Origin of the sequence: Agrobacterium tumefaciens str. B6, assembly GCF_001541315.1 — a bacterium.
Taxonomy (GTDB): domain Bacteria; phylum Pseudomonadota; class Alphaproteobacteria; order Rhizobiales; family Rhizobiaceae; genus Agrobacterium; species Agrobacterium radiobacter.
In genome coordinates, this window is record NZ_LMVK01000049.1 from 49002 (window position 1) to 73184 (window position 24183).

General features: G+C 58.7%; 22 protein-coding genes and 3 pseudogenes. 18 read left to right on the forward strand and 7 right to left on the reverse strand.

Annotated elements, in window-relative coordinates:
* Positions 1 to 2: 2 nt before the first annotated feature.
* On the reverse strand, positions 3 to 956 hold the full coding sequence (locus ASB65_RS22985; protein ID WP_060725475.1) for a DUF1403 family protein: 954 nt from the start codon (positions 954 to 956) through the stop codon (positions 3 to 5).
* Between the two features lie 234 nt (positions 957 to 1190).
* On the opposite strand from ASB65_RS22985, the gene ASB65_RS22990 reads away from it, so the two are divergent.
* From ASB65_RS22990 to ASB65_RS23010, 6 genes and pseudogenes are all read left to right on the forward strand, one after another.
* The gene (locus tag ASB65_RS22990) at positions 1191 to 1445 is read left to right on the forward strand and encodes a type II toxin-antitoxin system Phd/YefM family antitoxin (RefSeq protein WP_040132270.1); all 255 of its coding nucleotides are present in this window, start codon (positions 1191 to 1193) and stop codon (positions 1443 to 1445) included.
* The gene (locus ASB65_RS22995) at positions 1445 to 1846 is read left to right on the forward strand and encodes a type II toxin-antitoxin system VapC family toxin (protein WP_010892456.1); all 402 of its coding nucleotides are present in this window, start codon (positions 1445 to 1447) and stop codon (positions 1844 to 1846) included. The genes ASB65_RS22990 and ASB65_RS22995 overlap by 1 nt, the downstream gene beginning before the upstream one ends.
* A gap of 46 nt (positions 1847 to 1892) precedes the next feature.
* Positions 1893 to 2930 carry a site-specific integrase gene (locus ASB65_RS23000; protein WP_060725530.1) on the forward strand — a complete coding sequence of 346 codons (1038 nt, stop codon included), beginning with the start codon at positions 1893 to 1895 and terminating at the stop codon, positions 2928 to 2930.
* A gap of 150 nt (positions 2931 to 3080) precedes the next feature.
* A pseudogene (locus ASB65_RS29010) lies at positions 3081 to 3356 on the forward strand (EAL domain-containing protein); the annotation flags it as partial.
* A gap of 431 nt (positions 3357 to 3787) precedes the next feature.
* Positions 3788 to 4098 (forward strand): annotated as a pseudogene (locus ASB65_RS29015) (integrase); the annotation flags it as partial.
* Positions 4089 to 5057 (forward strand): annotated as a pseudogene (locus ASB65_RS23010) (recombinase family protein). The pseudogenes ASB65_RS29015 and ASB65_RS23010, both read left to right, overlap by 10 nt.
* Here ASB65_RS23010 and repC read toward each other — a convergent pair.
* The 3 genes from repC to repA all read right to left on the reverse strand — a co-directional run bounded on the left by repC (position 4998) and on the right by repA (position 8981).
* Entirely contained in the window at positions 4998 to 6317 is a 1320-nt protein-coding gene (gene repC, locus ASB65_RS23015; protein ID WP_010892452.1) for a plasmid replication protein RepC, read from the reverse strand. The pseudogene ASB65_RS23010 and the gene repC overlap by 60 nt on opposite strands.
* A 206-nt stretch (positions 6318 to 6523) precedes the next feature.
* Positions 6524 to 7534: a plasmid partitioning protein RepB gene (repB, locus tag ASB65_RS23020; RefSeq protein WP_040132353.1), complete on the reverse strand. Its 1011-nt coding sequence runs from the start codon at positions 7532 to 7534 to the stop codon at positions 6524 to 6526.
* Positions 7535 to 7763: 229 nt separating this feature from the next.
* Entirely contained in the window at positions 7764 to 8981 is a 1218-nt protein-coding gene (gene repA, locus ASB65_RS23025) for a plasmid partitioning protein RepA (protein ID WP_010892450.1), read from the reverse strand.
* A 360-nt stretch (positions 8982 to 9341) separates the two neighbouring features.
* On the opposite strand from repA, the gene ASB65_RS23030 reads away from it, so the two are divergent.
* Genes ASB65_RS23030 through trbI form a run of 12 tightly spaced genes read left to right on the forward strand, consistent with a single transcriptional unit; the run spans position 9342 to position 19628 of the window.
* The gene (locus ASB65_RS23030) at positions 9342 to 9980 is read left to right on the forward strand and encodes an acyl-homoserine-lactone synthase (RefSeq protein WP_040132351.1); all 639 of its coding nucleotides are present in this window, start codon (positions 9342 to 9344) and stop codon (positions 9978 to 9980) included.
* Positions 9977 to 10948 (forward strand): P-type conjugative transfer ATPase TrbB, encoded by a 972-nt coding sequence (gene trbB / locus ASB65_RS23035; RefSeq protein ID WP_060725476.1) that lies wholly within the window; start codon positions 9977 to 9979, stop codon positions 10946 to 10948. Before ASB65_RS23030 ends, trbB begins: the two co-directional genes overlap by 4 nt.
* Entirely contained in the window at positions 10938 to 11342 is a 405-nt protein-coding gene (gene trbC, locus ASB65_RS23040; protein WP_060725477.1) for a conjugal transfer pilin TrbC, read from the forward strand. Before trbB ends, trbC begins: the two co-directional genes overlap by 11 nt.
* Positions 11335 to 11634 carry a conjugal transfer protein TrbD gene (locus ASB65_RS23045; protein ID WP_010892446.1) on the forward strand — a complete coding sequence of 100 codons (300 nt, stop codon included), beginning with the start codon at positions 11335 to 11337 and terminating at the stop codon, positions 11632 to 11634. The genes trbC and ASB65_RS23045 overlap by 8 nt, the downstream gene beginning before the upstream one ends.
* Before the next feature lie 10 nt (positions 11635 to 11644).
* Positions 11645 to 14107 (forward strand): conjugal transfer protein TrbE, encoded by a 2463-nt coding sequence (locus ASB65_RS23050; protein ID WP_040132267.1) that lies wholly within the window; start codon positions 11645 to 11647, stop codon positions 14105 to 14107.
* The gene (gene trbJ, locus ASB65_RS23055; RefSeq protein WP_010892444.1) at positions 14079 to 14888 is read left to right on the forward strand and encodes a P-type conjugative transfer protein TrbJ; all 810 of its coding nucleotides are present in this window, start codon (positions 14079 to 14081) and stop codon (positions 14886 to 14888) included. The genes ASB65_RS23050 and trbJ overlap by 29 nt, the downstream gene beginning before the upstream one ends.
* On the forward strand, positions 14885 to 15112 hold the full coding sequence (trbK, locus tag ASB65_RS23060; protein WP_010892443.1) for an entry exclusion protein TrbK: 228 nt from the start codon (positions 14885 to 14887) through the stop codon (positions 15110 to 15112). Before trbJ ends, trbK begins: the two co-directional genes overlap by 4 nt.
* Positions 15106 to 16293: a P-type conjugative transfer protein TrbL gene (trbL, locus tag ASB65_RS23065; protein ID WP_010892442.1), complete on the forward strand. Its 1188-nt coding sequence runs from the start codon at positions 15106 to 15108 to the stop codon at positions 16291 to 16293. Before trbK ends, trbL begins: the two co-directional genes overlap by 7 nt.
* Before the next feature lie 14 nt (positions 16294 to 16307).
* Positions 16308 to 16970, forward strand: a complete 663-nt coding sequence (locus tag ASB65_RS23070; protein ID WP_010892441.1) for a conjugal transfer protein TrbF — start codon at positions 16308 to 16310, stop codon at positions 16968 to 16970.
* A gap of 16 nt (positions 16971 to 16986) precedes the next feature.
* Positions 16987 to 17841, forward strand: a complete 855-nt coding sequence (gene trbG, locus ASB65_RS23075; RefSeq protein ID WP_040132265.1) for a P-type conjugative transfer protein TrbG — start codon at positions 16987 to 16989, stop codon at positions 17839 to 17841.
* The gene (gene trbH / locus ASB65_RS23080) at positions 17841 to 18317 is read left to right on the forward strand and encodes a conjugal transfer protein TrbH (protein WP_060725531.1); all 477 of its coding nucleotides are present in this window, start codon (positions 17841 to 17843) and stop codon (positions 18315 to 18317) included. Before trbG ends, trbH begins: the two co-directional genes overlap by 1 nt.
* A gap of 9 nt (positions 18318 to 18326) precedes the next feature.
* Complete coding sequence (trbI, locus tag ASB65_RS23085) at positions 18327 to 19628, forward strand: IncP-type conjugal transfer protein TrbI (protein ID WP_060725478.1); 1302 nt, start codon at positions 18327 to 18329, stop codon at positions 19626 to 19628.
* A 232-nt stretch (positions 19629 to 19860) separates the two neighbouring features.
* On the opposite strand, the gene ASB65_RS23090 is transcribed toward trbI, so the two are convergent.
* The 3 genes from ASB65_RS23090 to ASB65_RS23100 all read right to left on the reverse strand — a co-directional run bounded on the left by ASB65_RS23090 (position 19861) and on the right by ASB65_RS23100 (position 24132).
* On the reverse strand, positions 19861 to 21429 hold the full coding sequence (locus ASB65_RS23090) for an ABC transporter substrate-binding protein (protein ID WP_010892437.1): 1569 nt from the start codon (positions 21427 to 21429) through the stop codon (positions 19861 to 19863).
* Between the two features lie 115 nt (positions 21430 to 21544).
* Positions 21545 to 23311 (reverse strand): ABC transporter ATP-binding protein, encoded by a 1767-nt coding sequence (locus tag ASB65_RS23095; RefSeq protein ID WP_010892436.1) that lies wholly within the window; start codon positions 23309 to 23311, stop codon positions 21545 to 21547.
* Positions 23311 to 24132, reverse strand: a complete 822-nt coding sequence (locus ASB65_RS23100; RefSeq protein ID WP_374189981.1) for an ABC transporter permease — start codon at positions 24130 to 24132, stop codon at positions 23311 to 23313. The genes ASB65_RS23095 and ASB65_RS23100 overlap by 1 nt, the downstream gene beginning before the upstream one ends.
* Positions 24133 to 24183: the final 51 nt, after the last annotated feature.

Here is a 24183-nt window from a genome sequence, read left to right on the forward strand (position 1 = left end):
GATCACAATCCAAAAATTCGGAAGGCGGAGCGGCCGGAGAGCTCGCGCACCGCCTCGAAACTTTCCAGACGCTCGAACAGCCGGTGGGCTGCCCAGCGCGACAGTTTTGAGCCCGGCGCCGACGCCGGCACGGCATCTTCGGTCAACAACCTGCGGATCACCGGCTCAGCGCCCTTGGTCCGCACCTTTGGCGCCACGGCCAACAGCCGCGCGGCCCGCCGATCAATCTCGACGGCGGAGCGGAGTGCGTCCTCGACGCCATTGACCAGCGCCAGGCAGATCGCTTTCGGATAGGCTGGCTCCCCCGGCCGGACGCGACCGCGGCCACCGATGGTGCGGAAGGCGGGGCCAAAGCGCTCAGGCAATAGTATGGGCACCGGTTTTGGCCAGTTCAGCTGGCGGGCCAGGACGACGTCGGCCAGCCCAAGGGAGAGCACCTCGGCGTCCGGACGAAGGGTCGAAATCGCCGATACAAGCTCGGCAACTGCGAGGGGTGCCGCCCGCCCGGACTGGATCGCGGTATCGATCAACTCCGAAACCTGGACAAGGCTATCGTCCCACCTCATCCCCAGCAGCGCGGCAAGCTCCTTAACAAAGGGGGTGGTGATCGTCCCGGTTCGACGCACCAGCATTCGCGTGGCCAAAAACATGTTGCCGGCCGGTCCGGGATCGTCGCCGGGCTGGGTGAGCAAAGCCGCATCGCGGATCAGAATTTCGTCCTCACTGCGGCCGAACATCCGGGCAGCGCCAGCAGCGGATTTGAGCGCAAGGCGATCGCGCCAGCAGCCGAGCCATGGCGGGTCGGTGCGGGTCAGATCGTCGAGCGATTTCAGAGCGATACCGGCGGCGAAGGCCGCATCGGATTCGCTGGTGTCGTGAGTTCGTTGTCGCGCCCAGCCTGGCAGACGAGGCGTCCAACTATGGATGATTGGAACGGGAGGCGCGAGCGAATCCATAAGCGAAGCATAGAGTACGTGCGCGGTTTATACCACCATTATCTCAATTAACCGCACGCCCTGTCGGCAAGACAAAACGTCCGATAATCTTGCATTATCGGACGTATTCCTCATTATAAGGAAATGCGGCCAAATTCCCGCAATATGACTCAGCAAGCTTGGTCTCTAGTCTTTCCAGCGTACGAAAAAAATGATAATTACGGCTAGACAGCCTAGCTAGATTGGAGTGAATGGATGGAATGGCAGCTACAGGACGCCAAAAACCAATTCTCTAAAGTGGTACAAAAAGCGCGATTTGAAGGGCCGCAGGAGATCACCGTGCGTGGGGAGCGCACAGCGGTCGTCTTGTCCGCTGAAGACTATGACGACTTGCGCGCAGGACGGCCGACTTTGGTCGACGATCTGCTGACAGGCCCCGCTTGGGATGAGACCTTCACTGACGCGGTCGACGCGCGAGCCAAGGTCTCAAGCCGCGACGTGGCCTTCTGATGTATCTGGTGGACACGAATATCGTCTCGGAGGCAAGACGGGGCACACCCCAAGCAGTATCGTGGCTGCGCTCGGTCAATCCGCTCAGCGTCCACTTGAGTGCGCTTACACTTGGTGAGATCATGCGCGGCATTGCCCTGAAACAAAAAACGGATCTTAGGGCTGCAGCTCATCTTGCCGAATGGCTGCGAAAGTTGCGCCACGATCATGCTGATCGCATCCTGACGGTGACCGACGAGATCGCAGTCGAATGGGGCCGCATTTCCGCGATCCGTCCCCGCGGCGACATCGACGGGCTGATCGCAGCCACTGCTATAGTCCATGATCTGATCCTCGTCACTCGCAACGTCAAGGACTTTGAGGACACAGACGCCACTGTGATCAATCCATGGGATGTTTGAGATGAAAGAAACAGTCGAGGAACAGCGCGTGGCGGACGGTTCTCCTATTTCGCGAACCGAAATCCCCTCCCCTGCCCCTCACCCAGGGGCCGGCCTGCCGGCCCACCTCCAGAATCTCACCGATCGGGCGCGCGGCTATGTCGAGGCGGCCAGTTCTATCAATACACGCAAGGCCTATTCATCGGACTGGAAGCATTTCTCCGCCTGGTGTCGGCGCTCCAATCTTTCCCCGCTCCCCCCGCAGCCGCAAACGGTCGGTCTCTACATCACGGCATGTGCCTCGGGATCCGTGGACCGTGGAGCCAAGCCAAATTCCGTTTCGACGATCGAGCGCCGCCTGTCTTCGATTTCCTGGAACTATTCCCAACGCGGCCTGGCTCTCGACCGCAAGGATCGGCACATCGCAACTGTCATGGCCGGTACCCGCACCAGCCCCGCCAAACCGCCGGTGCAGAAGGAAGCGGTCATGGCAACCGATATCATCGCCATGATCGAAACGCTCGATCGCGGCACCCTGCGCGGCCTGCGCGACCGGGCCATGCTGCTGATCGGCTACGCCGGTGGATTTCGGCGCTCGGAGATCGTTGGTCTCGATCTTAAAGCGGATCAGACCGAAGATGGTCGCGGCTGGATCGAGATCCTCGACAAGGGCATGCTGGTGACGCTTCGCGGCAAGACCGGTTGGCGTGAAGTCGAGATCGGTCGTGGCTCGTCCGACGCCACCTGCCCTGTCGCCAACGTCGAAACGTGGATCAAGTTCGCCAAACTTGCGCATGGCCCGCTCTTTCGTCGGGTTACCGGACAGGGGAAGTCCGTTGGGTCGGAGCGCTTGAACGACAAGGAAATCGCCCGTTTGGTCAAGCGCACAGCCATGGCTGCCGGCATTCGAGGCGACCTGGCCGAGATCGAGAGACAATTCAAATTCTCAGGGCACTCCCTACGCGCGGGTCTTGCCTCGTCTGCCGAAGTCGATGAACGATATGTGCAGAAGCATTTAGGCCACGCTTCAGCGGAGATGACCCGCAGATATCAGCGGCGGCGGGATCGCTTTCTGATCAACCTGACCAAAGCTGCTGGTCTATAAAGGCCATCCGGCGGGTCGCAAAATTACCAACTTCGTGACCTGGCAAACGTCGAACGCAGAATTGAAACAAAATCGCTACCTCCGCGAAACGCAGCCTGATACAAGGAGGGTACATGTTGTCGGTTTGTGCGCTTCGCTATTCTAAAGCGTAGCGTACTGGTCGAAACGGGTCTGCCGCCGGAGCGGCTGGAAATCGAACTGACGGAATCGACCATCTTCGCTGATCGTGAACGCGCACTGCACTCGTTGCGCCAGATAAAAGGACTCGGCGTGAGTGTTGCGCTCGATGACTTTGGGACGGGCTATTCATCGCCCGACACACTGCGCGCTTTCCCCTTTGATAAGATCAAACTCGATCGCTCATTTATGAGTGAAAGCACTCCACAAATTAGAGCTATCATCCGTGCGGTACTAGCGATCGGCAAGGTTACCTGCTCGGCCGACCGGGCCCTCTGCAGGAAATCCTTGATTCCGGCCAAATCGCGCTTTCAGGCTCGCGGGCATTTAACGAAAAGCCCACCATTTCGACCGGACAGTCGGGATAAGCAGCAAGGCAATCCTTCACGAAGCGCGCCGTTGACCTCTCATGCGGTCAAGACCGCTTCAGAACGCGGAAACGATCGGCAACTAATGGTGTGCGGAGTTCTCGGACGGATCTGTGAAGATATGGGCACCAGACGTTAACGCGGCGCTATCCGCTGCGTATTTGAAAATTTCCTCTCGAAGGCATTATTGGACATTTGCTCTTTATATTGATAACGACCCAAATCATCGAGCAAAACAGCGAATATCACGTCGAGGACCCACTAGCGCCGTCTCTCGACACGGCGGCTGGGCAAGATGTTTCGGCACCGGCGGTGTTGCATGACGGCCCCCTCCCCTCTCTTACCGTCTAGGACCCTACGCCTGTCCATCTAGCCGACCTCACTGAGCGCGCACGCGGCTACGTCGAGGCGGCGAGTTCGGCGAATACCCGCAAGGCTTATGCCGCAGACTGGAAGCATTTTGCCGCTTGGTGTCGGCGGTCCAATCTGTCTCACCTCTCCCGCACCCGAAAACCGTTGGGCTCTACATCACGGCCTGCGCTTCCGGCACGGCTGAACGGGGTGCAAAAGCGAACTCTGTCTCGACCATCGAACGCCGCCTTTCCTCACCCTCTTGGAACTATACTTGATCGGTTACGCGCGTGTGTCAACGGACGAACAAACCACGCAAGCGCAGGAGATGGAACTTCGTTCTGCCGGCTGTGCCTCGATCGTTCAAGAATACGGGTCTGGCGCTTCCCGCAACCGACCGGCTCTTGCTAAACTCGTCCTGGAAATCGTCGCGGGCGACACCCTCGTCGTGGTCAGGCTCGACCGCCTGGCGCGTTCCGTCAGTCATTTGCTAGAGGTAATCGACGCTCTGACGGCAAAAGGCGCGCATTTCCGGTCGTTGAGAGATCCGATCGACACTTCGACGCCGCAAGGCATGTTTTCGCTCCAAGTCCTCGGCGCCGTGGCTCAACTCGAACGCGCGCTGATATCCGAGCGCACGAAGGCAGGTATCAGCGCCGCGAAGGCAAAGGGTAAGAAGCCGGGCAACCCTGGGATCCGAGAATGCCTCCCGGATGCACTGGCGAGGATGATCGCCACTCGGAAGGCAGCCTACGGTGATCGCGTCCAGGCGACGGACAATCAATGGATTCCAACCTTACTACGCATGCGTCCCGACCACAGCTGGGACGATATCGCGTGCGTCCTGAAGCAGCGCGGGTTCGACTGGACGCCAGAACGTCTTCGCCGCGCCGTGAAATGAATGGTGGCCGAAGGCATGGCGGATATCGCGTGGCTGAAAAAATCGCCGCCGCGCCTCCCGGAAGACCGGCTTATGACGCTGGTCGCAGGGATTCATCCCTCCCACTCTGAACGCACTTTGCGTGAGATCGCAAGCCAGTTGGAACGGCTTCATGAGCGTACGCGGCGTGGTGGCACCAAATGGTCTCCTTCGTCGGTCAAGAACCTGATCAATCGCGCGCGAAGATCCAGCACCGCTCCCGGTGCAGCCCGAACAAGCCTAACCGGATATTCATTTCGGCCTCGACTTGCCGAGAGTTCTCAGCAGCGCATCGGATGCCCGCAGCCCTGATCCATTGTCGGCCGTCTCGTTCAACGCGGGCAGCCGATCGTCAGCCTTCACCTTCTGCGCATCAAGTTTAGCCCGCAGCAGTGCCATGATCATCGGCCACGTTGAGAATTTACCATCACGGGCTCGATCTGTCAGGTTACGCAAGTATCCGCCTGCCGATCCAATCTGGTCGGCCTTCTGATAGATCGCCGCAAGCGTGATTGCCGCATGCTGCTCGCCCAGCTCATCGAGTGCTTCCCGCCAGGCGCTCTGGCTGATACCCAGCATCGGCCGAGCAAGTTCGACAGTCGCCAGAAAATCGCGCCAATGGCGGATTTCGCCACCCTGAGCCAGTTCCAGCACGCTCGGGCAGGCATTCAGCACGATTCCTAATGGCAATTCCCGCTTCGGCAGGCTTCGCACGTTGTCGAATTCCTCAACCGTGCCGCCCGCTTCTGGTTTATTTCCAAAGCCGTATTCAGATTCAGGTATAGAGTCTGGTTTTGAATTCTGTATGTGACGACCAAAATGGGACTCATTGGCGTCCTGAATCTGTGTTTTTGCGAAAGATTCCAAGACGTCACGGATTTCTATGTACAGCGCATGAAGACCGATGCAGATCTCCTCCACAAGCTGTCTTGGTGCGGAGCGTGGTAGCCTGCCGATAATCGCTTGATACACCTGCTGCACTCCGCACCAGTTGCCGGGAACGCCCTCTTCGATACCCGCATCGATCAACTTCACGATATCACGGCGTAACAGCGTCAGCCGCTCCTTCGCGACACGGAAGGCTTTCTTCTCAGCCTGGATCGCTTCGGCCATATCTCTGAATTCTTTGGCGCGCGCCACGATCGGAGACAGATCGAAGCCGTAGGCCTGCTCGATTTCGCCACCCCTGCCCTTACGCGCGAAGCGTTTACCGTTCGGGCTATCGCGCCTGATGACCAGGCCGCACTCCACGAGAACTGCAAGATGCCGACGCAACGTCGTCGCCGGCATGCCATTGGCGCGTGCCGCTAGCTGTTCGTTGGATGGCCATACAATGATTTCACCATCGCCGGTAAGCGTTGTCTCGGGATGAAAGGTCAGCAAGGCATTGAGGATCGCAAGCGAGCGATCCGTTGCGCCGAGCAGTTCCCTCGCCTCCCGGATATTCTGGAACACATGCCATTTATTTGCGGTAGCGTCAGGCGCCACGGCCTTTGCTGACATCTGACTTGAAATCTGGCCGAGAGTCATCGGCCGCCGCCCAAAGGGCGTCGTTGATAAATGCGTCTGCATTTCCTTGTACCTTTGTTAGGCAAAAGAAATCAGCTCGTCGAAACGATACTTTCCCTCACGGGACTCTTGACTGGGATTCCTGAAAATGCGATTCTCTTAGCTGCGAGACTATAGAGAAGGTCTTCCGGAACGCCGTTTCGGGGGCCTTTTTCTTTTGCGGTTCATTTCATCTCATCTGAGTGAACCTCGGATCGATGGAAATTGGGTTATTGGTCGAGCTTCTCCCCATCCGTTGTTTCTATGAATTGGGCATACAGACGGTCCAACTGGTCAGCAACGAATTCGCCAAATGCAGGCACCAGTTTTTCGTCAAAAATCAAAGCCGTTCGTCCGGTATCTTTTTGGATTACAGCCGCCTTTTTACCTTTGGGCATGCTCCAAGCTTTCACGCTCTTTGAAGGTTTTACCGCAGGTTTCAAAACAGCCTTGAGAACAAGAGAAAAGCGGGTGTCGCTATCGGACGTCCGGAATAGCTCAGATTCAAGCACCCCACCAATTGCGTCCGCCGCTTTGGAGTTCGCGAGACCTTCTGCAAGTGCAACCCAACGCGACCGGCCAGCTTTTGACGCGGGACCTATTTGTGTAGCGAGATCCAGCGGTATAGCTTTGGCCACAGCTATATAGCGGCTAAGGTCGGCTTTGTCGGTCGATAGTGCCGCAATGACCGTTGGCCGATCAAACCCGGCCTCTTCAAGGCGCAGGGCAAAGAACGCCTTCTCAATGAAGGAGAGGTCGGCACGATCAAGATTCTCACGCCCCTGTGCCACGACCAGTTCGCGGTCCGTGAGATTTCGGACAATTGCGGAAACCTCTCTTCGTAGATTGGCGGCTGCGCGCAACCGCCGTCTGCCATACACGATTTGATATCGACCGGTGGTCTCAGGATGCGGGCGAACAAGGATTGGTACTTGCTGCCCATCCTGTGAAATGCTCGCTTCAAGTTGATCGAACTTCGGATCGACGTCAACGGGGAGGCGGTCCGTGATCTGCGACCCGTCAATCATGGACGGATCCAAAGACACGACGGTTTCACCCGCAGCCAATTGATCCTGCAACCGAGATGCGGCTTTTGCTCCCTCGGCCATCACTTGCAGCGAAGAACCCATCGCAGAGATCGCACCAGTCCGAACGCGAACGGCCGACTTATCGATGGATGGCCTTTCCGTCGAAGGTTGCTTCTTGAGAAACAGCGAGTCAATTGCGTCTTTACGGCTCATGATAAAAGTCTCTTCGGTTTGGCGTTCTGCCATGGCCCCTCTGAAGCAAGCGCCGATCCGTTGGGAGCTCCCAACAGGACAATGTGACCGCGAACCGGCCAGCCAGCGTGGCCTTCCTCAAGTGAGTTCATATCTTCGCGGCATATCACCAGAGTGCTTCCCGACTGGTCACTGAATAAACTTTGGTTGGGAGCTCCCAACAGCCGCACGATGGGAGAGATAGGTGTCATCAGGCCCTTCCCCACGCCGCCTTGATCAACGCTTCGATCTCTGCGTTCACCGCATCGAGCGACTCCATGGCCCGGTCGTAAGTTGAACGGGTCAGGTTTTCTCTCCCGATCTCGTACAGAGTCTGCTTAGTTAAACCCGCATCAGACACGGCGGCGGACTTGACCATAGGATTTGTGAGAACATGGTCCTCAAACATGTTTCGAAGGAGCGCAGCGACTTTCGTTTGCGGAGCATCTTGAGGCTCATAGCGCGTCAAAAGATAACGTATAAAGTCGTATTGAAGATTCCCTCCCGCCTCTCTCACCACGCCAAGAAGGTCACGGGTCATGAGCAGAAACTGACTCATTGACGCAATATCCAGCATTTGCGGGTGCACCGTAACCACCATTGCTGTCGCAGCACATAACCCGCTGAGAGTCAGAAACCCGAGCTGAGGAGGGCAGTCGATAACCACGACATCGTAATCGTCGCCTACCTCGTCAAAGGCTTGAGCCACGCGTGTGAAGAACAAACCGTCGCGGCCGCCTCGATCACTCAAGGCCTTTGGTGTCGTGTGCTCAAACTCCATGAGCTCGAGATTTCCGGGTACAAGATGCAGGCCATCAAAATATGTCGGACGGATCACGTCTCGCAACGGACGTCGAGTATCGTCATAACGAATAGCGGCGTAAAGCGTCTCATTCGCGCCTACATCCGTTTCCGGCAGAACGCCGAGGAGTGCTGACAAACTGGCCTGCGGATCGAGGTCAACGGCTAGGACCCTATATCCTTGCAACGCAAGATACTGTGCAAGGTGAGCCGAAGTCGTCGTCTTCCCAGATCCACCTTTGAAGTTGGTCACTGCGATGACTTGCAAATGCTCAGAACCTCTACGATGAGGTACAAACTCGATGCTTTCACGTCCCCGCGTCGAACGGGCAAGCATGCCGCGGATCTCATTTATCTGGCCGAGCGTGTAAAAGCGCCTTCCGTTACTGGCGAGCTCAGGCTGCGGCCCTTCGCCCGCCAACGTCATTTTCCGAAGAGTCGAGTCGGATATCTTCATGAGGCGTGCGGCCTCACCTGACGTAAATTTGCGAAGCGTTTTGTGCGAAGTGGGCGGGAACAGCGCCTCACTCATCGCTTGAAGCTGCGAACTTAGCTGTTCTGCATGCTCGCCGATGGTTACATCGACCGACGGGCGATCATTCCTGGATATGGCAGCGGCTTTGCTCACGATAGATTCTCTTGTCACGGTTAATTAGCGCATACGGCAATTTTTCCGTGACGATTACCGAATGTTGGTCTGGTTGCAAGCCGTTTTTGGTTAATGGAAGGTTAACCGAGCTACAACCGAAATTACCTCAAAAAAGGATTCTTGATGTCTTATCTGCTGGTTAGGCCAATTTTATTCGTCAATAATAAGTAACGCGAAGTGCAGATTTGCACATGAAATCAACGCTGCACGAGATCGATTGCACGCGCAAATCGCTTTTTGAAGACTGACTCAGTAGAATCACTACGTGCAGATCTGCACATAGCCACACCCTGAATGAGATGTTTTCTCTCCGCATCGTTTCTTGTTGCGGAGATCAACATGCTGATTCTGACCGTCTCGCCCGACCAATACCAACACCAGAACAGTTACCTCAAGCAAATGCACCGGCTTCGAGCCGAAGTGTTTGGAAACCGTCTGAAATGGGATGTCGCAATAGAGGACGGCGGCGAACGGGATCAATACGACGAGCTCAGCCCGACCTACATTCTCGCGACGTTCGGTGGGCAGAGGGTGGTCGGCTGCGCACGGCTTCTTCCCGCATCAGGACCGACCATGCTGGAGCGGACGTTTCCGCAATTGCTGGCAACCGGCTCCCTCAGCGCAACCACGGCAATGATCGAAAGCTCACGCTTCTGCGTCGACACGACATTGCCGACCGGGAGGGCAGGGAGGCAACTGCATCTCGCGACGCTCACCATGTTCGCCGGCATCATCGAATGGTCGATGGCAAACGGCTACGACGAAATTGTCACGGCAACCGATCTTCGCTTCGAACGCATCTTGAAGCGCGCCGGTTGGCCGATGACGCGACTGGGCGAACCCGTCGCGATTGGCAACACCGTCGCCGTCGCCGGACATTTGCCCGCCGACCGAAAAAGCTTCGAACGGGTCTGCCCGCCGGGATACCGTTCGATTATCGCTGACGATAACGGCCGCCCGTTGAGGAGTGCGGCGTGACCCAGCTTCGCTCCCATCCGCGCCTTGTCCGCAAACTCCAGGACTCACTCGGCGACCAGCTCTGTGTCGCCCTTGACGATGCGACGGTGGTCGAGATCATGCTCAATCCCGATGGTAGACTGTTTATCGAGCGGCTCGGGCACGGCGTAGTAGCCGCTGGCGCAATGACGCCCGCCGCCGCCGAAGTCGTGATCGGCAGCGTCGCCCACGCCCTGCAGTCCGAGGCTGACGACGAGCGGCCCATCATATCCGGCGAATTGCCGATCGGCGGCCACCGTTTCGAAGGTCTGTTGCCGCCGATTGTATCCGGGCCGGCATTTACGATTCGGCGCAGGGCATCGCGCCTCATACCTCTCGACGATTATGTGACATCGAAAGTGATGACCGAAGCGCAAGCCTCCGCCATCCGCAGCGCAATCGATTCCCGCATGAACATAGTCATCTCCGGTGGAACCGGTTCGGGCAAGACGACGCTTGCCAATGCCATCATTGCCGAGATCGTCACGGCAGCTCCGGACGATCGCTTGGTCATTCTGGAAGACACCGCCGAAATCCAGTGCGCCGCCGAGAACGCCGTCTCACTGCATACCAGCGATACGGTCGACATGGCTCGCCTCCTCAAGAGTACGATGCGCCTGCGTCCCGACCGCATCATTGTCGGGGAGGGCCGGGACGGCGCCGCACTGACCCTGCTGAAGGCCTGGAACACCGGCCATCCCGGCGGTGTCACCACGATCCATTCCAACACCGCGTTGTCGGCGCTGCGTCGGCTGGAGCAACTGACGGCGGAAGCCAGCCAGCAGCTGATGCAGGAGGTGATCGGCGAAGCCGTCGATCTCATCGTCTCCATCGAACGCTCGGGGAAGGGGAGGCGGGTCCGCGAGGTCATCCATATCGAAGGATACCGCAACAACCACTACCAGACCGAACATTACGCCCAGATCGAAGAGGACAGCCATGTCGCTTAAAACCCATCATACCCCGATATTCACGGCACTGGCCCTCGTCGCGCTCGGCTCCCTGGATGGGGCACTGGCATCTTCCGGTGGCGGCAGCCTTCCCTGGGAATCGCCACTGCAGCAAATCCAACAGTCGATCACCGGTCCCGTCGCCGGCTTCATCGCGCTTGCCGCCGTCGCCATCGCTGGTGCGATGCTGATCTTCGGCGGGGGGCTGAACGGCTTTGCCCGACGGCTTTGCTACGTCGCGCTGGTTGGTGGCGTCCTGCTCGGCGCCACCCAGATCGTCGCCCTATTCGGTGCGACAGGGGCGTCGATCGGTGAGCTTCATTCGCAGGTTGACCCGTTTGGGTACTCCCCCTCCCCCAAGCTGATTGAAAGAGGGGAGGGGGCTCATGGCTGAATCTGGCTCGGCTCTCGTGAGGTCGCGGGTTCACAGGGCGCTATCACGTCCGAACCTGCTGATGGGTGCCGATCGTGAGCTGGTACTATTGACGGCGCTGGCCGCCATCATCCTGATCTTCGTGGTGCTGACCTGGTACGCCGCGCTATTCGGGATCGCGATCTGGCTGATCGTGGTTGGGGCGCTTCGCACGATGGCGAAAGCCGACCCGTTGATGCGGCGGGTCTATATCAGGCACATCTCCTACAAAAACTTCTACCGGGCGACATCGTCGCCATGGCGCAAATTCTGAAGGGGTCGAGATGGTTGCCCTCAAATCCTTCCGTCATTCCGGACCATCCTTCGCCGATCTCGTGCCCTATGCCGGCCTGGTCGATAACGGCGTCATCCTGCTGAAGGACGGCTCGCTGATGGCCGGCTGGTATTTTGCCGGCCCTGACAGCGAAAGCTCGACGGACGCCGAGCGCAACGATGTCTCCCGCCAGATCAATGCGATCCTGTCACGACTCGGCTCCGGCTGGATGATTCAGGTCGAGGCCGTCAGGGTGCCGACAGCAGATTACCCCAAAGAATCCGACTGCCATTTTCCTGATCTCGTCACCCGCGCTATCGATGCGGAACGACGGGCACATTTTCAGAAGGAAAGAGGGCATTTCGAGAGCCGGCATGCGCTGATCCTGACCTGGCGGCCGCCGGAGCCTCGCCGCTCCGGCCTGACCCGCTATATCTATTCGGACACCGCCAGCCGCTCCGCCACCTATGCCGATAAGGCGCTGGAGAGCTTTTCGACATCGATCCGTGAGGTCGAGCAGTATCTCGCCAATGTCGTGTCCATCCGCCGAATGATGACACGCGAGACGTCGGAGCGCGGCGGCTTTCGTGTTGCCCGCTATGACGAGCTCTTCCAGTTCATCCGCTTTTGCGTCACCGGCGAGAACCATCCGGTGCGCCTGCCGGAAATTCCCATGTATCTCGACTGGCTGGTGACTGCGGAACTCCAGCACGGGCTGACGCCGCTCATCGAGAATCGCTTTCTTGGCGTCGTCGCGATCGACGGGCTGCCGGCGGAAAGCTGGCCCGGCATTCTCAACGCGCTCGACCTCATGCCGCTGACCTATCGATGGTCGTCGCGTTTCGTCTTTCTGGACGCGGAGGAAGCGCGGGCAAATCTCGAACGCACCCGAAAGAAATGGCAACAAAAGGTGCGGCCCTTCTTCGACCAGCTGTTCCAGACGCAATCGCGATCGCTCGATCAGGACGCCATGATGATGGTGGCCGAGACCGAGGACGCAATCGCAGAGGCCTCTTCGCAACTCGTGGCCTACGGCTATTACACGCCGGTCATCGTCCTGTTCGAGGAAGATCAGGCACGCCTGCAGGAGAAGTGCGAGGCGGTCCGCCGTCTGATCCAGGCGGAAGGCTTTGGCGCCCGCATCGAGACACTCAATGCGACCGACGCCTTCCTCGGCAGTCTTCCAGGCGTTTCCTATGCCAATATCCGCGAGCCGCTGATCAATACACGCAATCTCGCTGATCTCATTCCCCTCAATTCGGTCTGGTCCGGAAGCGCGGTCGCACCGTGCCCCTTTTATCCGCCAGCCTCACCGCCACTGATGCAGGTGGCGTCGGGTTCGACCCCATTTCGGCTGAACCTGCATGTCGACGATGTTGGTCATACGCTGATCTTCGGTCCGACCGGATCCGGCAAATCCACCTTGTTGTCGCTGATCGCTGCGCAGTTCCGCCGTTATTCCGGTGCGCAAATCTTCGCATTCGATAAGGGCGGCTCGATGTTACCGCTGACGCTTGGGATCGATGGCGATCATTACCAGATCGGCGGAGATGCGACCGAAGGAGGGGACGGGAAGGCACTGTCGTTCTGCCCGCTCGCAGACCTCACGACCGACGGCGACCGCGCCTTCGCGGCCGAATGGATCGAGATGCTCGTTGCGCTGCAGGGCGTGACGATCACGCCCGACTATCGCAACGCCATCTCCCGACAGGTCGGGCTGATGGCGGAATCACGCGGGAGGTCGCTATCGGACTTCGTGTCGGGCGTGCAGATGCGCGAGATCAAGGATGCGCTGCATCACTACACTGTCGACGGGCCGATGGGCCAGCTTCTCGACGCCGAGGAAGACGGTCTGGCGCTGGGCAGCTTCCAGTGCTTCGAAATCGAGGAGCTTATGAACATGGGCGAGCGCAATCTCGTGCCCGTGCTCACCTATCTGTTCCGCCGCATCGAAAAGCGCCTGACCGGCGCACCCAGCCTGATCATTCTGGACGAAGCCTGGCTAATGCTCGGCCATCCAGTTTTCCGCGACAAGATCCGCGAATGGTTGAAGGTGCTGCGCAAGGCCAACTGCGCCGTCGTTCTTGCCACGCAGTCGATCTCGGACGCCGAACGCTCCGGCATCATCGACGTCCTGAAGGAGAGCTGCCCGACCAAAATTTGCCTGCCGAACGGGGCGGCCCGAGAGCCGGGCACGAGGGAATTCTACGAGCGCATCGGCTTCAACGAGCGCCAGATCGAGATCGTCGCGACCGCCATTCCGAAGCGAGATTATTACGTCGTCTCGCCGGAGGGCCGTCGTCTCTTCGACATGGCGCTAGGACCAGTAGCGCTCTCCTTCGTCGGAGCGTCCGGCAAGGAAGATCTGAAGCGCATCCGCGCGCTTCATTCAGAACACGGGGCCGCATGGCCTCTTCAATGGCTCCAGCAAAGGGGGATCGCCCATGCCGATACACTCTTCCCGGCCGACTAGACTAGCCCGCCACGCGATGATTGCGGCCATCCTTCTCTCAAGTACCTCACCGATGCCAGCTGTGGCGGGCGGCGTGACCGGTCAGGCGACCGAATGGACGCAGCTCGCCAACAACACCGAACTCATCTCTTTGGTCGGCAAATCGGCGGAGCAGGTCAACAACCAGATCACCCAGATCTCACAGCTGGCCGAGCAGATCCAGAACCAGCTCAATATCTACAGGAACATGCTTCAAAACACCGCGCAGCTGCCGAACCATATCTGGGGGCAGGTCGAGAACGACCTCAAAAACCTGCAGAACGTCGTCAACGAGGGGCAGGGTGTCGCCTTCTCAATGGGCAATGTCGAAGATGTCATGAAGCAGCGTTTCCAGAGTTTTGCCGAGATGAAAAGCAATCTGCCTGATGGTGCGAGCTTTTCCACGACCTACCAGAACTGGTCCGGCACAAATCGCGATACGATCGCCGGCACACTGAAGGCCGCGAACCTGACGTCGGAACAATTCTCCAGCGAGGAAAGTACCATGTCGTCGTTGCGCTCCATGTCGGAATCATCCGACGGCCAGATGAAGGCCCTGCAGGTCGGGCATCAGATCGCCGCCCAGCAGGTGGCGCAGATGCAGAAGCTGCGTGGTCTCGTCTCGCAACAGATGACGATGATGGGCACCTGGTATCAGTCGGAGCAGGCACAAAAGGATCTGGCTCAAGCAAGGCGTGAACAGTTCTTCAGCGGGACCGAACACGACATCCGCGGCGGCCAGACGATGGAGCCACGCTGGTGAGCTCGCGTCTGATCGTCATTCTCGCGCTCTTGGCCGTCGTCGCCGCAGCAAGTGCAGGCATCGGCACCTGGATTACTGTCCAGCCGGAGCCGGCCTCCGGATCTGGCGCGGCCGCGACCGATACTCCTTCGAGTGAAGAACGGCGCCGGCATCGTGATCAGTTCTTCGGCGGCGATTCGAATCGTGAAATCCGCGGCGGCCAGGAAATGAAACCGAGATGGTAGTTCACCCTTCCCCCAAGCTCGAACTGGCTTTCGTCACGATCGGCTTCGTCCTGCTGGCAAGTTCGCCGGCGCTGGCGCAGCAGGGACAGGTTCTGACAACGCTGGAAAACTCCGTCGTCACCGCCGCCAAGGGCTGGGAAACGACGGTCATGAACGCCGCACGATCGTTGTTCTGGATCCTCGCCGGCATCGAGGTCGGTATCGCCGCCGTATGGCTGGCGATCAACGCCGCCTCGCTCGACAGCTGGTTTGCCGAACTCGTCAAACGCATCATGTTCATCGGCCTGTTCGCCTTCATCCTCGACAGGGGCCTGGAGTTCGCCAAGGCCGTGGTCGACAGCCTCTATCAGATCGGTGCGGGCGGCGGTTCGGCCTCGCCTGCCAATATCTTCGACGCTGGTATTCGCGTTGCGACTAAAATGTCGGAACAGGCGAAGTTCGGGCTCTGGGAGGATAACGCACTGGCCATCGCTGCCGTCTTCGCCATGGTCGTGGTTGTCGTGTCCTTCTCGCTGGTCGCGGCGATCTTCGTCGCCGTGATGGTCGAGATGTATGTCGGTCTGCTTGCCGGCATGATCATGCTCGGGCTTGGCGGCTCGTCCTACACCAAGGACTTTGCCGTCAAATATCTGGTCTATGCTTTCTCAGTCGGCATGAAGTTGATGGCGCTGGTGATGATCGCCAGGATCGGCTCCGATATCCTGCTCGGTTTGGCCGAAGCGCCGACGGCGACATCTGAACAGTTCATCACCACCTTGGCGATCGCCGGCATCTCGGTCGTGGTCTTCGTCATCGCCATGTATGTACCGCCGATACTGCAGGGTTTGGTCCAGGGGGCATCAGTCGGCGGCGGTATGGAGGCCATTCGTCACGGTGGGCAAGCTGCCTCTGCCGCACTCGGCGCCGGGTTCCTCACGATCGGCGCGGCCAACCGGGGCTTTGCGGCAGCAAGTGCAGCGAGGGCAGGGGGAGCGTCACTGGCAGGTGCCGCCATGCGCGGGCTGGAAGCCGGCGTTGGCGGAGCGGCCGGCGCAGTTGGCTCGGCTGCCAAGGACAAGGCCATCGGCTCACCGGGCGCCTATGCCGGTTCGATGCTCGGCCTCGCCAACGCCAAGCTCGACCAGCAATCCGGCCGGCCCGGTACACCGCCACCCCCACCGCCGATCAATGACAAGAAATAAGAGGCTGACAGCGCATGGCTGGAACCACTCCACCAGATAACCCCTATATCGCTGCGCGCAACGAATGGAACGAACGTTACGGCTCATACGTGAAAGCGGCCGCCGCCTGGCGCATTGTCGGCATCACCGGTATGACAATGGCGGTGATCGGTTTCGGCTATGCCCTCTATCAGAGCACGCAGGTGAAGCTCATCCCCTACATCGTTGAGGTCGACAAACTCGGGACGGCCGTCAATGCCGGCTTTCCGCAACAGATCGAATACGCCGATCCGCGCGTGGTGCGTGCCACGCTCGGCAGTTTCGTCTCAAACTTCCGCTCCGTCACGCCCGACGCCGTCGTCCAGAAACAATATATCGACCGGACCTACGGGCTGCTGCGGACATCCGATCCGGCGACCGAAAAGGTCAATGCCTGGTTCCGCTCGAACTCGCCGTTCGAGAAGGCGAAGACCGCAACGGTCGCGATCGAGGTCAACAACATCGTCGCGCTATCGAACCAGAGTTATCAGGTCGACTGGACCGAATTCGAGCGCGATCGGCGAGGCAAGGAAACGGCGACACGCCGCTTCCGCGGCATTGCCACTGTGACGCTGACGCCACCCCAGGACGAAGGCGTCATCCGTCTTAATCCAATCGGTCTCTATCTCCGCGACTTCGACTGGACTGCACAGCTTTGAAAGGCATGGCCCGAGCATGAATATCAGACACAGAAGACAACGGGCTACGCTGGCCATCGGCCTCTTGGTTTTTGCGATCGTCCCCTTGACCGTACTCGACCCCCGGACTGCGCTCGCCGCTGATGGTGTCACGGCCAATGAGGCGAAAGGCATGGGGCTCTCGACCCAATGGCGCGGGTCGAAAGGCCTAGTCACCAAGGGCGCGGACGGTAAGGTGATTTTTCTCTATGGCGAGGTTCAGCCATCGGTCGTCTGCTCACCGCTGCAGGTCTGCGATATCGAACTTCAGGGCGGCGAGGTGGTGCGCGATGTGCTGGTCGGCGATACGGTCCGCTGGAAAGTAGAGCCGGCGACATCGGGCGCGGCCGGGGGCCAGGCCATCCATCTTATCGTCAAGCCATCCGAACCGGGACTTGTCACCTCGATGGTGGTGACCACATCTCGGCGGACATATCATATCCAGCTCAAGTCGCATCCCACGCAATACATGGCCCGCGTCGGCTTCGAATACCCCGAGGATGTGTCCACGAAACTCGCCGACGTCAACGCGCGGCTTGAAGCCAGTACGATCCCCGGCACCGGGGTGCCGGCGGAGCAGCTAAGCTTTTCCTATTCCATATCAGGCAGTGCCGGCTGGCGGCCGACACGGGTCTATTCCGATGGCCTGAAAACCTACATCCAGTTCCCGCGGTCGATCTCGGGTCAAGATGCGCCGGTTCTCTTCGTCGTCTCCGGTGGCCAGAACCGTATCGTCAACTACCGCATGAAGAGCAATATGATGGTGGTCGATTACAACATCGATCGCGCCGTGCTCGTCTCAGGCGTCGGCTGGAAACAACAAAAGGTGACGATTAGCAGGGGAGGGCGATGATGAAGACTCTTGCCTTCATTCGACGCCCCCTGAGCCATATGCCCGGCCTTGCTGCCGCCTGCATCCTCACCGTCCTCCTTTCCGGGTGCCAATCGATCGACACAGAAGGTCTTGTCGCCAGCAACGCGCCGCCCGAAATCTCAGGACCGGCGGCGAGCGCGATTGCCGGCGACATGGTCAGCCGCCTTGCCGAACAGATCGGGCCGGGCAAAGCAACCGTTGCACTAAAGGTCGATACTTCACCCTTCGGTCAGGCACTGGAGGCGGCGCTGAAGGGATGGGGCTATGCGGTCGTCACCGACCAGAAGACCGATAGCGGAATGACCATCGTCACGCTCGCCTATGTCATCATATCATTCGACGGGCAGGTACTTGCGCGCCTTTCGACCAACAGCGTCGAACTCGGCCGCGCCTACACGGTGACTTCGACCGGTGCCACGGCGACGAGCGCGGTTTCGCTGATGCGGCGCGGGTAGGAGGATATCATGGTGCAGTCCCTCAACCTCGGCGGCGCGCAGAACAGTCAGGCGGCATCAGGCATCCGCCGGATCAATCGCCTGCCGATCGTCGTCGTCATCGTGCTGGCGGTGGCCTTCCTCGGCATCATCTTCTATGGGCTCGCCTCGCGCGGGCTTTATTTCGGGGGGGGTAAAGGCCCGGAGGCCAGTTCCGGCGAACCCGCCTCAACTTTTGCCGATCAGATCAAGCGCGGTGTCACCGACGGTATTATCGGCGAACCGCAACAGCAGACGACGTTTCAGCCGACACCTGTCGAGACGAAGCAGGTGGACGAAAAGGCGAGCAATCCGTTCACCCCGACGCCGGAACAGCGTCGCGGACAGGAACTGGAGCCGGAGGCGGTCTGGCGGGCGCGTCTCGAGCGCGAGCAACAGGAGCAATATCTCCGGGAGAGACAGCGCCAGCGCATGGCAAGGCTCCAGGCAAACGATGCCGCCTATGATGCGCCGCTCGCAATCGATCGCGGCAAGCTGGAGGCACGCACGGCAACAGACGATACTTCGGCCGCCAATACATCGACTGCGATCTCGCCGACGGCAGGCGCTTCCGATCTCTATGCCGCCGCCTTGCGTGCCGGTCTCGGCGGCCAGAACATCGATCCCAATGGGCAGAAGAGCAAGGAAGACTTCTTCAACACGGATCTCAAGGACCTCGGCTACCTGCCAAACCGTGTTGTCCCACAACAGTCACTCTACGAACTGAAACGGGGCTCGGTGATCCCGGCGACCTTGATCACTGGCATTAATTCCGATCTGCCCGGCCGCATAACTGCCCAGGTCAGCCAGAACGTTTACGACAGTGCGACCGGCCATCGCCTGCTGATCCCGCAAGGAACGAAACTCTTCGGCCGTTACGACAGCAAGGTCTCGTTCGGCCAGAGCCGCGTGCTCGTCGTTTGGTCCGATATTATCTTCCCGAACGGCTCAACGCTGCAGATCGTCGGCATGGCAGGAACCGATGCTGAGGGCTACGGAGGCTTTAAGGACAAGGTGAACAACCATTATTTCAAAACCTTCGGCTCGGCGGTGATGATTGCGCTGATTGGCACCGGGATCGACATGTCAGTGCCGCAGAGTTCGACGCTCGCAACGCAGGACACGGCGTCAGATGCAGCGAGGCGTAACTTCGCGGAGACCTTCGGACGGGTCGCTGATCGGACCATCCAACGCAATATGGATGTCCAGCCCACACTGGAGATCCGGCCTGGCTACAAGTTTAATGTGCTGGTCGATCAAGACATCATATTCAACGGGATCTATCGGAATTGATGGCCGCACGCACCTCCGCCTTCTCACGCAAATGCTGAGTGAGAAGGCTGGGCTTGATGGAAATATGAATTGATCAAGTTCTGGAATGCGGGCGGAAATCAAGTGATCCGCACACCAAGGTGGCCGTTGACCTTCCAGTCGTATCGACAGCTGATGGCCAACGGCTCTCCCGGGAGGACTGGCTGGCACGGCGCGCCAGCCAGCAGATATCAGCCGGAGCCCCGGTATTCCGTTAGTCCTTGAAATACGTCTGTTCCGTAATCAGGGGAGCCGACGGCATAGATCCTTTAAGCTCAAATCCCCAGCCAAGCTTATTTTTCCGCGCCCAGGTGCCGAGATTTTCAGTAAGCGGTATTGCACAGACGTTGCTCACGATCAGCTTCTGGGCTTCTTTCCAAAGCTCAATCTGCTTGTTCGGGTCCGTTTCCGTGCGCGCCGCTTCGATCTGCTTGTCTGCAACATTGCAGTGACTGAAGTTGACCACCTGAGTTGGCTTGCCGATCTCGCTGGCGGAATGATAAAACTGGGTGAGGTAGTAGTCCGCGATCGGAAAGCGCGCCGCTCCGTAAAGCACGATCGGGCTCAAATCCTTTCGGATCATTTGATGCCATGCCGCGTGTTCGACGGGTTGCAGATTAAGCGTGAAGCCGCCCTCGGCTACTTGCGCCTGAATCAATTGCGCCAGACTTTCGAGACCGGGCAGTTGGCTCGCTACCATTGTGACGGTCACACCGTTCGGAAATCCGGCTTCGGCAAGCAGTTTCTTGGATTGCGCCGGATCGTAGTTGAGGACACCGGCATCCGGATCGAAGCCGAGATTATTCGATGGGATAACGGAAGGCACAGCGCGGTTCACACGTTCGCCTCTGTATTTCGCGATCTGAGCTGCGTTGACCGTATGTGCGAGTGCCTGTCGAACACGAATGTCGTTGAACGGCGGCTTGGTAATATTGATATGCAGAAGGTTCAGTTCGGCGGGCTCGATGGTGTCGACGACGTTTTCAGGATTAGCCGTCAGGCGCTGGAGCCAACGCTGATCCTGATTGCCTTGTTCGACATCGAGTTCACCAGACTCGAATGCCAGATCGCGCGCGGCCTCGTTGTTGAGGAACCTGTAACTGATCTTCGAAAGTTTCGGCTTGCCCCTGAAGTATTCGGCATTCGCCGTGAGCGTTACAGATTGACCAGGCTGAATAGACTCAACCTGGAAAGGGCCAAAGCCTACGGGCCGGCGTTTGAAATCATCGCCGCGCTCTTTGAACGCCTTCTTCGGAATAATGAAGCCACCGGAAAAATTCGAAAGCAGCGCCAGAAGGCTCGGCACGCGTCGTGTAAGGGTAATGCGAACCGTCTTTGCGTCAACTGCCTCGACTTTCTGGATCGCTGCATAGTCGCCAGAGAATGCGGAACGCTTTGGATCGCGCGCCTTATCCAGACTGAACACGACGTCGTCTGCCGTCACGTTGCCGTATCCGCCCTGCCATTTCACGTCTGGGCGCAGCTTGAAGGTCCACACCAGTTGATCGGCATTGGATTCCCAGCTCTCAGCCAGATCTGCTTCAATGGACGATGGATTTGCCGATCCCGGAGCGAAGCGGACAAGGGCTCCATAGATGTATGAAACCAGCGTTCGGTCTGATGTCGTTGTCGCGAAATGCGGATCGAGTGTTGTCACATCCTCAGAGGCAACACCCATAGATAGTTCGGTCTTTGCAGCGAATGCCTGGCTTGGGATCGAAACGGCTGTGCTTAACACTCCGGCCACAATGGCAGCGCTTGTCCAGTATGCTCTATGTCTCATGCGAACTCCCCTTTTCACTGATATTAGTCTCACTGCCTCTGGACCATCCTCGGCAATTTCCGTCGAGTGATGCTGAACGATTGGCTCGCGTAGCCCTCCGGCACGCGGCAGGCCGTCAAACACGCACGAAATGCTTGTCGTTCATCGCCGCCCAGTTTTGCGTCGGCGGAATGAACCCGACCGGCTTAATCGGGCTCACCGGTTGCGGCACCTGCAAAGCCGCGGTCGAACGTGCCGATCGCTGGCTCGGATGTGTGATCGGGACCGCCGAGAGAAGACGTTTGGTGTAGCTGTGTCCCGGGCGCCCGATAACATTGTCGCGGCCACCTATCTCGACCAGTTCGCCGAAGTACATAACGGCCACCCTGGTGCAGATCTTCTCCACAGCGGCCATGTCGTGGCTGATGAAGAGGTAGGACACACCGAACTCGGACTGCAGGTCCATCATCAGCTCGATGATCTGGCCTTTGATCGCTACATCAAGTGCGGATACTGCCTCGTCGGCAATGATGAGCTTGGGCGACATAGACAGTGCCCGCGCAATGCAAATCCTTTGCCGCTGGCCGCCGGAGAATTCGTGCGGCAGGCTGCTAGCCCGAGCCGGATCAAGCCCGACTTTTTCTAGCAACCACTCCATCTTTTCACGCAACTCGCGGCCCGACGCGATGCCATGAACGTACATGGGCTCGACAATGGCCGATCCTATTGTCTGACGGCTGTCCAGAGAACCGAAAGGATCCTGGAAGATCATCTGAACATCGCGGCGCAACACAGCAAGGCTCTTTTCGTCGGCGTAGTCGATCGTGCGCCCGTCCACGACAATGGAGCCGCCGAAGCGCGGCGCAAGATCGATGATAGCTTTGCCGATGGTTGACTTACCTGAGCCGGACTCCCCGACAAGTCCCAGAGTTTCGCCCTTTCCTATAGCAAAGGAGGCTTTCTCCACGGCGTGAACGTTGCCCTGAACGTTTCCAAGGAGACCTCCGCGAAGCGGGAAGCGGACAGTAAGATCGCGGACCTCGAGAATTGGCCGTTCACCCTCAAAGGACAGCGGCAGCGCATCGATTGCGGTCGTGGGCTGTCCCGTCGTTGCCAGTTTCCCGGCAACCGACGGGGCAGCCTCGATAAGTACCTTCGTGTAAGGGCTTTCAGGACGCGTGAACACGCTATCCACTGGACCGGACTCGACCACCTGGCCCCCGCGCATCACAAGAACCCGATCAGCGATCTCCGCGACAACGCCCATATCGTGAGTAATGAATAGAAGCGCAACATTGGTTTCGCGCTGCAGTTGCTTCAACAGCTCAAGGATTTGCGCCTGAACCGTCACATCGAGGGCGGTAGTCGGCTCGTCCGCAATGATCAGGGCCGGATTGCAAGCGAGTGCCATAGCGATCATTACGCGCTGACGCATGCCACCCGAGAATGTGTGAGGATAATTGTCAATCCGCCGCTCGGCATCTGGAATGCCGACTTTCTTCAGCATTTCGAGAACGGCGTTCCTGAGCTCTTTTCCACGCAAACCGCGATGAATGCGGATCGCCTCTCCGATCTGAAAGCCAACCTTTTGCACAGGATTGAGGGAAGTCATGGGCTCCTGGAAGATCATGCTGATCTTTCCGCCACGAATTCCGCACATTTCCGACTCGCTGAGCGAAAGCAACTCCCGCCCATTCAGTTGGATCGAGCCGGAGGCTTTCGCGACGCCTACTGGCAGCAACCCCATGATAGCGAGCGAGGTGACGCTCTTTCCGGAGCCAGACTCGCCCACGACGGCAAGGGTCGAACCAGGCGCGATATCAAAGCTCAGATCTTGGACGACCTGCTTCTTCCCGAATGCGACGTTGAGGTTCTTGACTGAGAGTACCGATTGTTGGGTCATCAGTTCAGATCCTTCATGCGCGGGTCGATCAGGTCACGCAGACCGTCGCCTATAAGGTTGAAGGCGAGCACGAGAAGCAAAATCGCCAGGCTAGGAAAAATCGCGAGGTAGGGCGAACTCAAAATGACCGTGAACCCGTCTCGGACCATCCCGCCCCAAGTTGGCGCCGGCGGCGCAATCCCGAGGCCGACGAAGGCAAGCGAGGCCTCAGTGCGAACCGCATTGGCCATCCATAGCGACGCCAGCACCATAACCTCTGGCAGGATTGCTGGAAGGATATGCCTGAAAAGCGTCCTGGAGCCCGAAAAGCCCATCGCGCTACATGCCTGAACATACTCGCGGTCGCGTTGAGTAAGCACCGCCGCCCTAGCGACGCGAGCGAAAGCCGGAACGGAAGTAAAGGCGATCGCGGCGATGATGTTCGTCATGGTCGCGCCCATCAGCGCCACAAGCGCGATACCCAGGATGAGTGAAGGAAATGCGAGGATGACATCCATGATCTGCATCAGAACGATGTCAATCTTGCCACCTCTGAAGCCGGCCATCATGCCGATCAATGTGCCGATGACCATCGCGATGACAACTGCGAGGGAGCCAATAAGAAGCGAGTAGCGCGCGCCGTAGAGCAAACGCGTCAATATATCCCGACCGTACTGGTCTGCGCCGAGAAGATAGTCAGCGCTCGGTGGAGAGAGCTGATCGAAGAGATTTTGCTTCGCCGGAGGATAAAAGGAAAGCTGAGGCGCAAGGACAGCAGCGACCAACAACACCGCAATGATTATCACGCCGATCCACATCGAAGGATTCATTCGCAGCAGCATGTTGCGAGCCTTGTTTGGCTTTTGCTCGGCCGAAACTGTGAGAGTGACTGA